Below are 15633 nucleotides of genomic sequence, written 5' to 3' on the forward strand. Positions count from 1 at the left end.
GGGGGGGGGGGGGGCGGGGGCGGCCGACGGCCGTCTCGTACCCGCTCCCGCCGCTCCGGTCACCTGTCCGGGCGGACCGGAGGCCGGGTCAGGAGCCGCCCAGCTCCCGCTCGACAGCGGCCAGTTCCTCCGCCGAGCCCTGCACCTTGGGGCCGGTGAACCACTTGTGCGCCGAGGCCGCCCACCAGACGCCCGCGAAGCCCAGCACCACCAGCACCGCGATCGGGGCGTAGTTGAAGTTCGCCGCAGTGACCGGGTTGGCCGTCGGCAGCATGAACAGCACGGTGATCACGACGACCCAGGTCACCGCCGCGATGCCGATCGGGCGGCTCCAGCGCCCGAGGTGCCAGGGCCCGCGCACGAAGGACTCGCCGAGCCGCACCCGCAGGAACGTCGGGATCACGTAGGCGATGTAGAGGCCGATGACCGCGATCGAGGTCACGGCCGTGTACGCGGTCGCGTTCCACAGCGCGGGCAGCCCGAGCAGGAACGCGCCGACGGCCGCCAGCCAGACGCCGTTGGTGGGCGTCCGGGTGCGCGGGTTGATCTGGTGCCAGAGCCTGGAGCCCGGCAGCGCGCCGTCACGGGAGAAGGCGTAGATCATGCGGGAGTTGGCGGTCACCGAGCTCATCCCGCAGAACAGCTGCGCGCCGATCGCCACCAGGAGCAGCAGCTTGCCGCCGGTGGCGCCGACCGCGTCCATGAAGATCTGCGCGGTGGCCACGCCCGTCGCGCTGCCCACCTCGCCCTTGTAGTCCTGGATCGCGAAGGTGATGCCGATCAGCAGCACCCAACCGGCCAGCAGCGAGACGAGGATGGACATCACGATGCCCTTGGGGCCGGAGCGGGCGGCGTCCTTGGTCTCCTCGGTCATGTGCGCGGAGGCGTCGTAGCCGGTGAAGGTGTACTGCGCCAGCAGCAGGCCGAGCGCGGCGACGTAGATCGAGCTGCCCCAGCCGGTGCTGTTGACGAAGTGCCCGAAGACGAAGCCCGCGGACTGGTGGTGGCTCGGCACGATCGCGAGGACGCCGGTGATCACCAGCACGCCGAGCACGTGCCACCACACGCTGACGTTGTTGAGCAGCGCCACCAGCTTGACGCCGAAGGTGTTGAGCGCGCCGTGGACCAGCAGGATCAGCCCGAAGATCAGCACGGTGTGCGCGGCGCTGGCCGGGAACCAGCCCTGGAGGTCCAGCAGGGCGTTGATGAACTGCGCCGCGCCGAAGTCGATCCCGGCGGTGACCGCCACCTGGCCGAGGAAGTTGAACCAGCCGGTGAACCAGCTGAACACCGGCCCGTTGTTCGGCGAGAGCTTCGCCGCCCAGTAGTAGAGCCCGCCCGCGGTCGGGTAGCTGGAGCAGACCTCGGCCATGGCGAGGCCGACCAGCAGCGTCAGCAGGCCGACGACGGGCCAGCCCCAGACGATGACGGCGGGGCCGCCGGTGCCCATGCCCGTGCCGTAGAGGGTGAGGCAGCCGGAGAGGACGGAGATGATCGTGAAGGAGACCGCGAAATTGGAGAAGCCCGACATGGTTCGGGCCAACTCCTGCGCGTATCCGAGCTCGTGGAGGCGTTGCTCGTCGCTTGGAGGGTCTTTGGGGGAGAGCGCGGTGGGTTCTGTGGACGACATGCGCACCTCTGGTCTGTGGGGTGCGGACCGCTCAATGGTATGAAGGCAGTCCATTGGCGCCCTATTCAGCACCGCCCGCTACGGTGCCGTCAAGAGGTCGACCATGTTCCGGTCCTTCGAGTAGGCGCGCCCAGGCCGTTCCCTCGGCCGCCGCGAGGACCAGGCGTTCGCGCGGCGGGTTCGGCCCGACCGGCAGCCACGCGAGCGCGTTGTCGTCGGCGAGGGCCGCCTGCGGGCGCAGGGCCACCAGGTGGTCGTCGCTCAGCAGCGCGTGCCGGAACAGGCTGTGGCCGCCGCCGACGTCGACCACGGTCTCCGGCTCCCAGCCGTGCGCGGACAGCTGCGCGAGCACGGCGGCGGCGTAGGCGGGGGCGCGGGAGGCCGGGAACCACAGCAGGCGGTGGCCCGCCAGCGCGCCCCATGTCAACTCACCGTCCTCGCGCGCGCGTCGTACGAGCGGATGGCCCCGCGGGACCACGACGCCGAGCGGCGCGTCGTGCAAGGTGCGCAGCAGCAGGCCGGTCGTGTCGACGGGGTCGCGCTGCACGCCGAAGGCGAGCTCGCCGCTGCGCAGCAGCGTCGCCTGGCGGGCCGAGTCGACCGGCGAGAAGACCAGCCGGACGCCCTCGCCGACCGCCGCGGCGGCGGCGTCCAGCACCGGGAGCGGCACGCCCCGGCACAGCCCGGTCGCCGCCTCCGGCACGGCTCCCCGGATGCGGCTGACCGCGTCGTCGATCTCGCCGAAGGCCCGACGGACGGCGAGCAGCAGGGTCTGTCCCGCCTCGGTCGGGGTCATGCCCTGGCGGCCGCGGTGGAACAGCGGCGCGCCCACGCGCCGCTCCAGCGCGGCGATCTGCTGGCTCAGGCTCGGCTGGGCGATGTGCAGCCGGGCGGCGGCGCCGGTGACGGTTCCGGCCTCGGCGACCGCGAGGAAGTAGCGCAGGTGCCGGAGTTCGACACCGGGCAGTTCGTCCATAGGCGCGATCCTATGGTCCGCCCGGGATCCGGTCTTGGCCAGGAGACGGCCCGGGCGGGAGGCTGGACACATGTTCCTGATCTCCCTGACGTACGTCGCTCCGCTGGACGCCGTCGACGCCCTGAAGGACGCTCACTACGCCAACCCCGACGGCGTCTTCGCCAAGGGGCTGGTCCGGCTGGCCGGCCGGCTGGTGCCGCGCACCGGCGGCCTGGTCGTCGCGGAGGGGACGCGGGAGGAGGTCGAGGCCGCGGTGGCGTCCGACCCGTTCGTCGTCCACGGGGTCGCGACCGTGGAGATCACCGAGTTCGAGCCGACCTGGAGCGTCGCGGCCGCCTGACGGGCTCCGCCCCGCCGGGACGGGGGTCCGGCGGGGCGGTGGGGGAGCGCGGGGACGTCAGTGGTAGCGCGGCGCCTCGGAGGGCATCGGGGGGACCTGGGGCGCCGCGGGCATCGGCGGCAGCTCGACCGGCGGCAGGTCCAGCCGGGAGTGCTCGATCGCCGAGAGGTGGCCCAGGTCGCCGAGGTTGGCCACGAGCGTCGGCTCGGCGGGGTGCGCGGCCTGCGGGACGGGGGCGAGGTCCGCGGTGCTCTCGGTACGGGTGTCCGCGTGGGGGAGCAGGGCGATGACCGCGTCGCGCTGGTCGACCGGGGCCTCGTCGTCCAGCGGGTCCGGCGTCGCCGGGACCTGGAGCCGGACCGGGGCCGCGCCGCCGAGGCGGGCGTAGCCCCGCCCGGGCGGGGTGTGGCTGGACGGGGTGATGTCCAGCGGACCGCCCAGCGCGTCGAGCGCCATGTGCTGGCTCAGCGGCCCGAGGACGACACGCGCCTTGCACGCGGTCCGGACACTCGGGCGGATCCGCTCCAGCGCGTCGAGGCGGTCCACCACCACGACGGTGACGTGCGCGCTGCGGCCGTGCCGCAACGGGGTCTCCAGCAGCTCCTGGGGGTCGGGACGGCCCTCCGCCTGGGCGAGCTCGGTGAGTTCGGAGGGGTGGTCCAGCAGCAGCCACAGCGGGCGCACGGTGTCCGCGGGCGCGATGCTGCCGGTGCGCTTGGCGTGGTTGTGCGCGTCCAGACGGCGCTGCGTCTCGGTGGCCGCCCACTCCAGCGCGGCGAGCGCGCCGTGCAGGCTGGTCTCCACGGTCAGCACGCCGGGACGGCCGACCAGGCAGGCGTGCTCGCCGGTGCCCGCGCCGTCCACGACGACGATCTCGGCCTGCGGCAGCGCCTGGAGCGCCAGCGAGCGCAGCAGCGTCGAGGTGCCGAAGCCGGGCGCGCCGAGCGCGAGCAGGTGCGGCTCCGCCGAGCGCGGCCCGGTGCGCCACAGCACCGGCGGCTGGTGCGTCTGCGCGCCGTCCTGCTGCACCGGGATCATCCGGTTGGTGCTGGTGGTGTCGGTGAACCCGAGCACCAGCTCGCCGGCGGCGGTGACGAAGCGCTGCGCCGCGATGTCGCCCGGCAGCGGCGGGAGCGCGCTGATCTGGAGGCGGTTGACCTCCTCGTCCCAGGTGAAGCGGTACTCGCGGCTGCGCCCCACCTTGCCGTGGATCACCTGCTCGATCCTGGCCCGGGACTGCGGCTCGGTGTCGGTGAAGTACGCCGGGTAGCGCAGCTCCAGCCGCACCAGCCGGCCCTCCTCGTCGAACTCCCAGCTGTTGAACGCGTCCTTGAACTCCCCGCCGTGCGCGTAGAGCGGATCCGGGTCCGACTCGTGGACCAGGTACGGCGTCAGGGCGGTGTAGATCGCGGCCAGTTTGAGGTTGCTGGTGTCCGGCGCGGGGGGCGTCGGGGCGACGCGTTCGCGCCCGGCCCACGCGGCGCTGCCCATCAGGGCGAGCAGGGCCAGCAGCGGCCCGTACGGCAGCAGGGCGACGGCGGCGATCACGGCCAGGACCAGGAACAGCGCCGGGCCGCGCTTGTCCTTGGGCGTGGTGGCCCACCAGTTCTTCGCCCAGGCCGCGTGGGCGCGCAGGCCGCGGCCGATGGTGATCATCGGGCCGAACATGTCGGCGGCGTGATCCCCGGCCGTCCGGGCCAGACTGCGGCCTCGGGCCAGGTGTTCGGTGAAGGTCATCGGGTGCTCCGGGGCAGGTGCGGTCGCGTCAGAACTTGATGCCGCCGAGCAGGCTGGCCAGGCTGGCGCCGCCGGCCTTGATGCTGGGGGCGATCGCGGTACCCGCGAGATAGAACCCGAAGAGGGCGCAGACGACGGCGTGCGAGAGTTTGAGGCCGTCCTTGCGGAAGAACAGGAACGCGATGATTCCCAGCAGGACGACTCCGGAGACGGAGAGGATCACGAGTGGCTCCTCGGCTTAGGGACAGCGGGCTGGGGGTGGGTGCGCGCCGCGCCTGGTGGGACAGGACCGCCGCGCCTTCCGTTGTCACGCACTGTCGAACAGTCGTGACGAAAAGTAATACGTACTGGATAGCATGAGATCTGGTGATTCGCCGGGTCTGCACCTGCTTGTACGGTGATCGTGTCCCGTGTCGCCCGCCTGGACGCGGCGGCGCGCGGGAGGTTCGCCCGGATGGCTGATCACTCGTTCGGTGGCTGGCGCGGCCCGTAGGCTGTGGTCCGGCCGACCGGTTCCAGCGACAGAGAGCGCGGTAGACGATGAGTGACCAGATCGACCCCCAGGTCCTGGAGTTCGCGGCCAAGGTCTTCGACCTCGCGCGCGGCGGCGACGCCGCGACGCTGGCGGGCTACCTCGACGGCGGTGTCCCCGCGGACCTCACCAACGAGGCCGGCGACAGCCTGCTGATGCTCGCCGCGTACCACGGCAACGTGGCCGCGGTGCGGGCGCTGCTGGCCCACGGCGCGGACGCGAACCGCGTCAACGACCGCGGCCAGACGCCGCTGGCCGGCGCGGTCTTCAAGGGCGAGCGCGAGATCGTCGCCGCGCTCCTCGCCGCCGGCGCGGACCCGGACGCGGGAGCGCCGTCCGCGCGCGCGGCGGCGGAGATGTTCGGCAAGACCGACCTGCTGGGGTAGCACCACCGCCTCCCGCGCGTCCACCCACCGCCTCCCGCGCGTCCGCCCGCCCGTGACCCGGGGCGGGCGGGTCCGCCTCCGGTGGCGTGCGGGGGCCGCCGTCGGCGCTGCGTAGACTCGATCGTCGCCAGATTGATCGAGTGGAGAGTGTGCGCGTGGAGCAGATACGAGTCGTCGGGTACGCCCACCCGGACGCGCAGCTGCTGATGGCCGAGGTACAGCAGGAGTACGTGCGGCGATACGGCGACGGGGACGCGACCGTCCTGGACGCGGGCGAGTTCGAGCCGCCGAACGGCGTGTTCGCCGTGCTGTACGACGCGGACGGCGTCACGCCGCTGGGCACCGGCGCCTGGCGGGCCCAGGAGGGCGGCGAGATCGGGCTGTCGGACGGGGACGCCGAGCTGAAGCGGATGTACGTCCGCGCCACGGCGCGGGGCCGGGGCCTGGCCCGCCGGATGCTCCGCCACCTGGAGGAGGACGCCCGCCGGGCGGGCCGACGCCGCATGATCCTGGAGACCGGCGACCAGCAGCCGGAGGCGGTCGCGCTCTACAGGTCCGAGGGCTACGCGCCGATCCTGAAGTTCGGCTACTACCGCGAGTACGACTCGGCAATCTGCCTCGGCAAGGAGCTCTGACGTCGGAGGCGGTCGCGACGCTGCCGCCGCCGACCCGGGCGGCCTAACCCGGGCGGCGGGGCGGCGACCGACGGCCAAGACTGGAGGGGTCTGCGTTCCAGGCCGGACGCGGCGTCGGCGTGCGTGAGCGCGTGCCGGCGGCGCGTCCGGTTCACGAAAGGATGACGCCATGGCCTGCCTGAACCGCAAGGACCTCGGACTGCTGGCCCTGCGCCTCGGTACCGGCGGCGTGCTCTTCGCCCACGGCTCGCAGAAGTTGTTCGGCTGGTTCGGCGGCGGCGGCCTCCAGGGCACCGCGAAGGCGATGGAGTCCATGGGCTTCCACCCGGGCGGTCAGGCCGCCCTCGCGGCGGGGCTGGGCGAGGCGGGCGGCGGCGTGCTGCTCGCGCTCGGCGCGGCGACGCCGCTGGCCGGCGCGTCGGCGGCGGGAGCCATGGCCGGCGCGGTCTCGGTGCACCGCCCCGGCGGCTTCTTCGCCATGAAGGGCGGCTACGAGTACCCGGCCTTCCTGGGCTTCGTGGCCGCGGGTCTGGGCCTCGCGGGGCCCGGTCGCTACTCCTTCGACCACCTCACCCGCCACCGGCTGGACCGCCCGGCCATGGTGCTGCTCGCCTTCGCCGCGAGCGCCGCCGCGGCGGCGGCGGTCGTGAGCCGCCGCGAGTCGGTGGTGGCGGAGCAGGCCGCCGCCGCGGAGCGTGAGGCGGACGCGGAGGCCCAGGCGGAGGGCCCCACCGGCTCCGCCTGAAACGGGGCTCCGCCCGGTAGCCGGGCCCAACGGCACGGCAGCGCGCCCCGCGCCGCCGCGGCCCCAGCCGCCCCGTGCGCTGTCGCGGACCCTGCCGCGCCCCGCTGTCGCGGGCTCGCGTGCCGTGCGTTGTCGCGGACCCTGCCGCGCCCCGCTGTCGCGGGCTCGCGTGCCGTGCGTTGTCGCGGACCCTGCCGCGCCCCGCTGTCGCGGGCTCGCGTGCCGTGCGTTGTCGCGGACCCCGCCGCGCGCCGCGTTGTCGCAGGCTCTGCCGCGTCGTGCGCTGGCGCGGACCCCGCCGGGACGCGGTCGGGGGTCCCGCCTCTGGCGCGGTCGCCGCGCGTCGAATCCGGAGAGCGGACCGGCCCCTGCGGGGCCGCAGGTTCCGCTGCTTCGCCCGCTGCTCAGCCGCCCACGTGAGCGGCGCATCCCTGCCGGGTCGTCCGCCGCGAGCTTGCCCGCAGCGGGGTGCCGCCGGGCCCGCGGCCAGCGCGTTCACGTCCGCGGGGGGCGGGCGGTGCGCGATTAGCTACTCATGGGTAATATCGCTCGCATGACGCAAGCCATGCCCTCGATCGCCGAACTGCTGCCCGCCACCGTGCCGATGGTCCGGACCCTCAACCTCGCCTTCGACGAGTGCACCGCCGACCGCGCGGTCCTGCGGATGCCCGACCAGCCCGCGTTCCACAACCACGTCGGCGGCCCGCACGCGGGCGCGATGTTCACCCTGGCCGAGTCCGCGAGCGGCGCCGTCGTCCTCGCCGCCTTCGGCGACCAGCTCTCGCGTGCCGTCCCCCTCGCCGTCGACGCCCGCATCGCCTACAAGAAGCTGGCCATGGGCGAGGTGACCGCCACCGCGGAACTCGGCCGCCCGGCCGCCGACGTCGTCGCCGAGCTCGACGCCGGCCAGCGCCCTGAGTTCCCCGTCGAGGTGACGATCCGTCGCCCGGACGGCGAGGTCACCGGCGAGATGACCATCACCTGGACGCTGAAGCCCAACCGGGTCCCCGAGCAGGGCTGACGTCACGACGCGCGGCAGCGCCGGGGCCCGGTCGACGGCTCGGCGTCGCCGCGCGGCGGGGCGCTCACCGGTTCGGCCGCTCAGGCGACAAATCGGGCAGGGCGCTAAAATCCGAACCATGGCAGAGCGCTCGGCAGCTCCGCAGCTTCTGCTGGAGATCGACGGCGAAGCGCAGCTCATCAGCCCGGACCACAGCTACCGTCTCGGGCGGGATCCGGACAGCGACGTGGTGCTCGCCGATCCGCGGGTCTCCTGGCACCATGCCGTGCTGCACACCGCACCCGACGGCCACTGGATGCTCGACGACGAGGGCAGTACCAACGGCACCTATGTCGACGGTCACCGCGTCCGGCATCTCGACGTGCGCCCCGGGACGGTGCTGCACTTCGGCGACGCGGTGGACGGAGCGTACGCCAAGGTCGCGGCGGTGCCCCCGCCGACGACGGTGAACCGGCGGCCCTCCGCGCTCACCGTGCTCACCGGCTCCTACCGGCAGCCCACCCGGATCGCGCCGCTGCCGCAGCGGGTGCTGCGGATCGGACGCGCGGGCGACAACGACCTGGTCGTGGACGACCTCGTGGTCTCCCGGTACCACGCCCAACTGCTCGCCGACCCGCTCGCCGGCACCTACGAGATCGTCGACCTGGGCAGCCACAACGGCACCTTCGTCAACGGGCAGCCGGTCGGCCGCGCGCCGGTCGGGCCGACCGACCTGATCGGGATCGGCCACTCGCTGTTCTGCCTCGTCGGCGACCAGCTTCAGGAGTACGTCGACACCGGCGCCGTCGGCCTGGACGTCACCGACCTCACCGTCCGCGTCGGCGCCGGCAGGGACGGGCGGACGCTGCTGGACGGCGTCACCTTCCCCGTCGCCGAGAAGTGCCTGCTGGCCGTCGCCGGGCCCAGCGGCGCGGGCAAGTCGACGCTGCTGAACGCCCTCACCGGGCTGCGCCCGGCGGAGGAGGGCAGCGTCCGCTACGACGGCCGCGACCTCTACCGCGACTACGCGGAGCTGCGGCAGCGCATCGGCCTGGTGCCGCAGGACGACATCCTGCACACCCAGTTGACCGTCCGCCGCGCCCTCGGCTACGCCGCCGAGCTGCGCTTCCCCGGCGACACCAGCAAGGGCGAGCGACGCGCCCGGGTCACCGAGGTGATCTCCGGACTCGGCCTGGAGCAGCGCGCCGACCAGGTCATCTCCTCCCTCTCCGGCGGCCAGCGCAAGCGCGTCTCGGTGGCCCTGGAGCTGCTGACCAAGCCGTCGCTGCTCTTCCTCGACGAGCCGACCTCCGGGCTCGACCCCGGCATGGACCGCTCGGTGATGCACATGCTGCGTCGCCTCGCCGACGACGGCCGGACCGTCGTCGTGGTCACCCACAGCGTGCTCAGCCTCGACGTGTGCGACCGGCTGCTGCTGCTGGCCCCCGGCGGCCGGATCGCCTTCTACGGGCCGCCCGACGAGGCGCTGCCCTTCTTCGGCTTCCCGGCCTGGCCGGACGCCTTCGAGGCGTTCGAGGAGGACCGCTCCCGGGACTGGGCGGGGGAGTACCGCGGCTCGGCGCCGCACAGCCGCTACATCACGCAGGCCATGTCCCGTCCCGCCCTCGCGAGCGCCGCGATCGCCGCGACCGGGGCGACGGGCACGGCGGCCGGCCCCGAGGCCGAGCTCGCGCCGCCGCCTCCGCCCGCGCAGAGTTGGGGTTCCCAACTGGGCACGCTCATCCGCCGTTACAGCGCCGCGCTGGCCGCCGACCGGACCTTCCTGATCATCATGATCGCGCTGCCCTTCGTCATGGGCGCCATGGCCCACGCGCTGGCGGGCAGCAAGCTCGACCAGAACAGCGCCCTCAACGCGCTGCTGATCCTCTGCGTCGGCGGCGTGCTGACCGGCGCCGCCAACTCGGTGCGCGAGCTGGTGAAGGAACGGACGATCTACCAGCGCGAAAGAGCCGTCGGCCTGTCTCGTTCGGCCTACCTGTGCTCGAAGATCGTGGTGCTGGGGACGGTGACCGTGGTGCAGGCGGTGGTGCTCACCCTGGTCGGCCTCTTCGGCGTCCGGCTGCGCCCGCACGGCGGGGGCGGGGTGCTGATGCCGCCGCTGCTGGAGATCACGATCACGGTCGCGCTGCTCTCCTTCACCGCCATGATGCTGGGCCTGGTGATCTCCGCGCTGGTGCGCAAGGAGGAGGTCACCATGCCGCTGCTGGTGCTCGTCGCGATCGTCCAGGTGGTCTTCTGCGGCGCGCTGCTGAAGCTGAACGGCGTCCCGGTGCTCAACCAGCTCTCGTGGCTGGTCCCCTCGCGCTGGGCGCTCGGGGCCATGGCCGGCACGATCGACCTGCACAGCGTCGTGCCCAGCACGCTGACCGGCGATCCGCTGTTCCGGCACCGCACCGGCACCTGGCTGCTGGACATCGGCATGCTGCTGGTCCTCTCCGCGGTGTTCGCCTTCGTCGTCGCCCGGCTGCTGCGCCGCCACGAGCCCGTGGTGATGCGGGGTTAGGGAGGGGCCCATGGAGCCCGTGGAGGTACCGGCCGACTTCCGGCCGACCCACGTCGCGCCGACGGACGGTCTGGCGACCTGGGCGCATCCCGACTTCTCGGAGCCGAGCGCCCGGCTCGACCCGCTGCTGCCGGTCCGGGTCGCCGACGTCCGCGGGGACTGGGCCCGCGTCGTCTGCTCCAACGGCTGGACCGCCTGGGCCGACGGACGGATGCTGGTCCCCCTGCCGCAGCGCCCGCCGTCGGCGGGCCGGCAGCCGCTGAGCTTCGCGGCCGACCCGCGACCGCTGCTCCAGCGGCTGGAGCACGCGCTCACCCAGTACCGCGAGGCGGCCGAGGACCTCGCCGACGGCACCATCGACCTGGAGACCTTCCGGCACCTCACCCACGGCCTGCGGCTGGGCGCGGTGCTGGACGGCGAGGCGGGCTGGCTGCTCGACCTCGACGAGGGCCGCTGGTACTACTGCGACGGCCTGCGGCTGCGCACGCTGGCCACCACCGACCCGCCGTCGGCCTCGGGCGCGCGGTCCGCCTCCGACCCGGCGTCGCCGTCAGAGCCGCGGTCCGGTTCGGACCCCCGATCGGCCTCGGAGACGCGGTCCGACGTCGACCCGCCGTCCGCTCCGCTGACGGAGGCGTCCTCCGAACGCGCGGCTGAACCGCCGCGGCGAGGCACGGTCTGATGTCGACCGCCCCGGACCGTCCCATCCCTCCCGGTACCCCGTCGGGCCTGACCGGTCGCCGCATCGCCGGCTACCTGCTGGAGAACGAGCTCGGACGCGGCGGCATGGCCGTCGTCTACCGGGCGCGCGACCTGCGCCTGGAACGCACCGTCGCGATCAAGCTGCTCGCGCCGCAACTCGCGCTCGACGACACCTTCCGACGCCGCTTCGAGCACGAGTCGCGGGTGGCGGCCGCCATCGACCATCCGAACATCGTCCCCGTCTTCGAGGCCGGGGAGGCCGACGGGGTGCTGTACATCGCGATGCGCTACGTCCAGGGCCGCGACCTCGCCGCGCTGCTGGACCGCGTCCGGATGCTGCCGTCCGCGCAGGCGGTCCGGATCGCCACCCAGGTGGCCTCCGCGCTCGACGCCGCGCACGCCCACGAACTGGTCCACCGCGACGTCAAACCCGGCAACATCCTGCTCGCCGAGGGGACCGACCCCGACCACCCCGAGCACGTCTACCTCACCGACTTCGGCCTGACCAAGAAGACGCTCTCGCTCAGCGGCTTCACCACGGTGGGACAGTTCGTCGGCACCCTCGACTACGTGGCGCCCGAGCAAATCAGCGGTAAGCCGGTGGACGGGCGCTGCGACGTCTACAGCCTGGCCTGCGTCGCGTTCGAGATGCTCACCGGCGCTCCGCCGTTCCGCCGCGAGGACGACCTGGCGCTGCTCTGGGCGCACCAGTACGACACCCCGCCGCTGGCCAGCGAGCTGCGCCCGCAGCTGCCGGAGGCTGTCGACGCGGTGCTGGCCCGCGCGCTGGCCAAGACCCCCGGGGAGCGCTTCGACAGCTGCCTGGAGTTCGTCGCCGCCCTGCGCGTGGCCTCCACGGGTGCCACGGTGGGGCCCGCCCCGGAAGGGCACGCGCCCACGCAGGTGGTCACCGCGCCGCGCCGCCACGGATCGGGCATCGCTGAGCGGGCGGACGAGCGGTCGGACGAGCGGACCGGGGAACGGACCGGCGAGCGGACCGGCGAGCCGCGCGGCCGGCGGAGCGACGAGCGGACGGGTCCGCCGCCCTCCCCGCCGACCTGGGCCCGGCCGGTCTACGCGCCGGACGACTGACCACCTCCTGAACTGGCTGTTTGACGAACCGTCGGGCTTCCATCACTATTCCACTAACAGATTAGTGAAAGGGTGGTGCCGAGGTGATCGAGTACCGGATCGACCGGCGCTCCGGCGTCGCCACCTACCAGCAGATCGTCCAGCAGACCAAGCAGGCGCTGCGGCTCGGCCTCCTGCAGCCGGGAGACAAGCTCCCGACCGCGCGCGAGGTCGTCGAGGCCACCGCCATCAACCCGAACACCGTCCTCAAGGCCTACCGGGAGCTGGAGCGCGAGGGGCTGGTCGAGCCGCGACCGGGCCTCGGCACCTTCGTGCAGCGTTCGCTCGGCAACGCCGACGCGGCGGGCGACGCGGCGCTGCGGGCCGAGCTCGCCGCCTGGGTGGACCGGGCCTTCGCCGTGGGCCTGGACCGCGAGGACGTGACGGCGTTGACGACCGCCGTCCTGGACGCACGCGAACAACGGACGTCCGCCCCGGCCGACCAGGCCGGCGGCGGCAGGGAGGGGGCACGTTGAACGGGGAAGCACGCGTGGGGGACGAGGGGACGACGCCGGAGGCGGCGTTCGCCGCGAACGGGCTCGGCAGGCGCTACCGGCGCCGATGGGCGCTGCGCGACTGCGCCTTCGCGATACCGGCGGGGGCGGTCTGCGGTCTGGTCGGCCCGAACGGCTCCGGCAAGAGCACCCTGCTCACGCTCGGCGCGGGCCTGCGGCAGCCGACGGCCGGTGAGGTGCGCGTGCACGGCCTGCGGCCCGGCCTGGACCCGGAACTGCGCGAGCGGATCGGCTTCGTCGCCCAGGACAAGCCGCTCTACCCGCGCCTGACCGTCGCCGAGACCCTGCGGTTCGGCCGGGAGCTGAACCCGCGCTGGGACCAGGAACTCGCCCTCCAGGTCGTACAGCAGGGACGGCTCCCGCTCACCACACGCGTCGGCGAGCTCTCCGGCGGCCAGCGCACCCGCGTCGCGCTCGCGCTGGCCCTCGGCAAGCGGCCGGACGTGCTGCTGCTCGACGAGCCGATGTCCGACCTGGACCCGCTCTCCCGCCACCAGCTCATGGGCACCCTGATGGGCCAGGCCGCCGAGCACGGCACGACCGTGGTGATCTCCACGCACATCCTCAGCGAGCTCGACGGCGTGATCGACCACCTGCTCCTCGTCGACGGCGGGCAGGTGCGGCTGGCGGGCCCTGTCGAGGAGATCCTGGGCGCGCACCTCCTGCTGGACGGCGCGGAGGGCCTCCCGCTCGAACCGCACACGGTGCTGGAGGTCCGCCACACCGGCCGTGGCGTCTCCGCGCTCGTCCGACCGGACGGGCCCGTCGCGGAGGGCTGGCGGGCCGAGTCGCCCGATCTGGAGCAGTTGCTCCTCGCCTACCTGCGCTCGCCGGAGGCCGCCCCGCTCAACACCACCGTCCCCTCGACCCCGCTGGAGGTCGCCGCGTGAGCAGCGCCGTCCTTGCCACCCGCGAAACGTCCGCCGCCCCACGCAGCGGGCTCCGCCCGCGCGGCGTCACGTGGCTGACCTGGCGTCAGACGCGGGCCGCGCTGTTGGTCGTGACGCTCGGCTACGCCGCCGCGCTGGCCTACCTGCTGTACCAGCACCACCAGTTCGACGTGACGACCGTGCGACTCCGGGGTCTGCACTGCAGCACCGACACGCGGGACCCCGTCAGCGTCATCACCGCGAACTGCAACCTGGCGGCGCTGGCCGTGATGCAGGCGGCCAGCGGCGTTCACCGGCTGGCGACCGTCGCCCTCGCCGCGCCTGGGCTGCTGGGCGCGGTTCTCGCCGCGCAGCCGCTCGCCGTGGACCTCGAGCGCGGCCGTCACCGACTGCTGTGGAGCCAGTCCGTCTCCCCACGCCGCTGGTTCACGCAGCGCATGTTGCTTCCGGCCGCGATCCTGCTCGTGCTGAGCGCTGTGCTGTCCGTCGCGTTGCGCTGGGCCGTCCTCTGGACGCACCCCGCGCTGCCGATCGAGGACTGGAGTTTCGACAACGCCTCCGATGCCCTGGCGCCTGTCTATCCGCTGCTGACGCTGGCCGCCTTCGCCCTCGGTGCCGTCGTCGGCCTGCTGCTGCACCGGGTGATCGCGGCTCTCGGGATCACCCTGGCCCTCTACGGTGTTCTGCTCTACGGGATGGCGCAGGTGCGCCCCTACCTGGTCCCGCTGCACCGGAAGGTGGTCGGTCCAGGGGATCCCTGGCCGAGCGGCGACTGGGTGTACGACTCCGGCCCCGTGGTCCATGGCAAGGACTTCTCCTACAGCGCCTGCCCGGTCGCCACGGGCTGTGACAAGGAACCCAGTTGGATCCTCTACCACCCGCTCTCCCAGTTCGGGCCGATGCTGTGGGTCGAGACGGGCATGCTCGCCGCGCTGACGGCCGGTCTGGTCGCCCTCGCGTACCGGCGGCTGCTCGCGCTCACCCGCTGAGCGTGAGCGGGGGGAGCAAGGGCGTCCGGCCCGGGGACGTCGGACCGGACGTCGCGTATATTGAACAGCGTCCAGATCTGTGAACGCGTAGGGATGAAGGAACGCCCGATGGCGCAGCCGCCGAGCACCGCCGCAGCCGCCGGCGGCAACGTCAAGTCGGCCGTGCGGACCGTCGAACTCCTGGAGTTCTTCGCCGGCCGACCCGGGCTGCACAGCCTGGCCGAGGTGCAGGAGGCGCTCGGCTATCCCAAGAGCAGCCTGTACATGCTGCTGCGCACCCTTGTCGAGCTCGGCTGGGTCGAGACGGACGTCACCGGCACCCGCTACGGCATCGGCATGCGGGCGCTGCTGGTCGGCACCGCCTACATCGACGGCGACGAGGTGGTCGCGGCGACGCGTCCCGTCCTCGACCGCCTCGCCGACGAGACCACCGAGACCATCCACCTCGCGCGGCTCGACGGCACGGACGTCGTCTACCTCGCCACCCGCGCCTCCCAGCACTACCTGCGCCCCTTCACCCGCGTCGGCCGTCGCCTGCCCGCGTACGCGACCTCGCTGGGCAAGGCGCTGTTGGCCACGCACACCGACGAGGAGCTGGAACAGCTCCTCCCGGAGCGGCTGGAGCCGTTGACCGAGCACACGCTGACGACGCGTGCGGCACTGCTGGAGGAGCTGCGCGCGATCCGGGAGCGCGGCTACGCCACGGACCGCGAGGAGAACACCGTCGGCCTGTGCTGCTTCGCCGTCGACATCCCCTACCGGACGCCCTCGCGCGACGCGGTCAGCTGCAGTGTCCCGGTGGCCCGGCTGACCCCGGGCCGGGAGCAGATGATCCGTGACGCGCTCCTCGCCGCCCGCGAGCGGCTCGCGCTGGCGACGCGCCACCTGTAGCCCGCGCGCG

General features: G+C 73.5%; 16 protein-coding genes. 12 read left to right on the forward strand and 4 right to left on the reverse strand.

What is annotated here, in order from left to right:
- Positions 1 to 88: 88 nt before the first annotated feature.
- Positions 89 to 1630: an amino acid permease gene (locus TR50_RS05690; protein ID WP_042415116.1), complete on the reverse strand. Its 1542-nt coding sequence runs from the start codon at positions 1628 to 1630 to the stop codon at positions 89 to 91.
- Between the two features lie 61 nt (positions 1631 to 1691).
- On the reverse strand, positions 1692 to 2606 hold the full coding sequence (locus TR50_RS05695) for a LysR family transcriptional regulator (protein ID WP_042415118.1): 915 nt from the start codon (positions 2604 to 2606) through the stop codon (positions 1692 to 1694).
- A gap of 70 nt (positions 2607 to 2676) precedes the next feature.
- Here TR50_RS05695 and TR50_RS05700 point away from each other — a divergent pair, with 70 nt between their 5' ends.
- Positions 2677 to 2946: a YciI family protein gene (locus TR50_RS05700; RefSeq protein WP_042415123.1), complete on the forward strand. Its 270-nt coding sequence runs from the start codon at positions 2677 to 2679 to the stop codon at positions 2944 to 2946.
- 57 nt (positions 2947 to 3003) lie between these two features.
- On the opposite strand, the gene TR50_RS05705 is transcribed toward TR50_RS05700, so the two are convergent.
- Positions 3004 to 4683, reverse strand: coding sequence for a membrane protein (locus TR50_RS05705; RefSeq protein ID WP_042415128.1), 1680 nt, complete (start codon positions 4681 to 4683; stop codon positions 3004 to 3006).
- A 28-nt stretch (positions 4684 to 4711) separates the two neighbouring features.
- A complete protein-coding gene (locus TR50_RS05710) occupies positions 4712 to 4906 on the reverse strand; it encodes a hypothetical protein (protein WP_042368350.1) in 195 nt (64 codons plus the stop codon).
- Positions 4907 to 5223: 317 nt separating this feature from the next.
- Between TR50_RS05710 and TR50_RS05715 the strand changes: the two genes are divergently transcribed.
- The 11 genes from TR50_RS05715 (at position 5224) to TR50_RS05765 (ending at position 15623) form a co-directional block, all read left to right on the forward strand.
- Positions 5224 to 5601, forward strand: coding sequence for an ankyrin repeat domain-containing protein (locus tag TR50_RS05715; RefSeq protein WP_042415132.1), 378 nt, complete (start codon positions 5224 to 5226; stop codon positions 5599 to 5601).
- Between the two features lie 206 nt (positions 5602 to 5807).
- On the forward strand, positions 5808 to 6236 hold the full coding sequence (locus tag TR50_RS05720; protein ID WP_084699793.1) for a GNAT family N-acetyltransferase: 429 nt from the start codon (positions 5808 to 5810) through the stop codon (positions 6234 to 6236).
- Between the two features lie 169 nt (positions 6237 to 6405).
- Positions 6406 to 6981, forward strand: coding sequence for a DoxX family protein (locus TR50_RS05725; protein WP_042415139.1), 576 nt, complete (start codon positions 6406 to 6408; stop codon positions 6979 to 6981).
- Positions 6982 to 7534: 553 nt separating this feature from the next.
- The gene (locus TR50_RS05730; RefSeq protein WP_042415143.1) at positions 7535 to 8002 is read left to right on the forward strand and encodes a DUF4442 domain-containing protein; all 468 of its coding nucleotides are present in this window, start codon (positions 7535 to 7537) and stop codon (positions 8000 to 8002) included.
- A gap of 118 nt (positions 8003 to 8120) precedes the next feature.
- Positions 8121 to 10505 carry an ABC transporter ATP-binding protein/permease gene (locus TR50_RS05735; protein ID WP_042415145.1) on the forward strand — a complete coding sequence of 795 codons (2385 nt, stop codon included), beginning with the start codon at positions 8121 to 8123 and terminating at the stop codon, positions 10503 to 10505.
- Positions 10506 to 10515: 10 nt separating this feature from the next.
- A complete protein-coding gene (locus TR50_RS05740) occupies positions 10516 to 11187 on the forward strand; it encodes a hypothetical protein (protein ID WP_063775010.1) in 672 nt (223 codons plus the stop codon).
- The gene (locus TR50_RS05745) at positions 11187 to 12299 is read left to right on the forward strand and encodes a serine/threonine-protein kinase (protein ID WP_042415148.1); all 1113 of its coding nucleotides are present in this window, start codon (positions 11187 to 11189) and stop codon (positions 12297 to 12299) included. The genes TR50_RS05740 and TR50_RS05745 overlap by 1 nt, the downstream gene beginning before the upstream one ends.
- 83 nt (positions 12300 to 12382) lie before the next feature.
- The gene (locus tag TR50_RS05750; RefSeq protein WP_042415153.1) at positions 12383 to 12814 is read left to right on the forward strand and encodes a GntR family transcriptional regulator; all 432 of its coding nucleotides are present in this window, start codon (positions 12383 to 12385) and stop codon (positions 12812 to 12814) included.
- Positions 12811 to 13743, forward strand: coding sequence for an ABC transporter ATP-binding protein (locus TR50_RS05755; protein ID WP_236654292.1), 933 nt, complete (start codon positions 12811 to 12813; stop codon positions 13741 to 13743). Before TR50_RS05750 ends, TR50_RS05755 begins: the two co-directional genes overlap by 4 nt.
- The gene (locus TR50_RS05760) at positions 13740 to 14732 is read left to right on the forward strand and encodes an ABC-2 membrane transporter-related protein (protein ID WP_042415158.1); all 993 of its coding nucleotides are present in this window, start codon (positions 13740 to 13742) and stop codon (positions 14730 to 14732) included. Before TR50_RS05755 ends, TR50_RS05760 begins: the two co-directional genes overlap by 4 nt.
- A gap of 108 nt (positions 14733 to 14840) precedes the next feature.
- Entirely contained in the window at positions 14841 to 15623 is a 783-nt protein-coding gene (locus TR50_RS05765; RefSeq protein WP_042415161.1) for an IclR family transcriptional regulator, read from the forward strand.
- Positions 15624 to 15633: the final 10 nt, after the last annotated feature.

This window comes from Streptacidiphilus anmyonensis, from assembly GCF_000787855.1.
Taxonomy (GTDB): domain Bacteria; phylum Actinomycetota; class Actinomycetes; order Streptomycetales; family Streptomycetaceae; genus Streptacidiphilus; species Streptacidiphilus anmyonensis.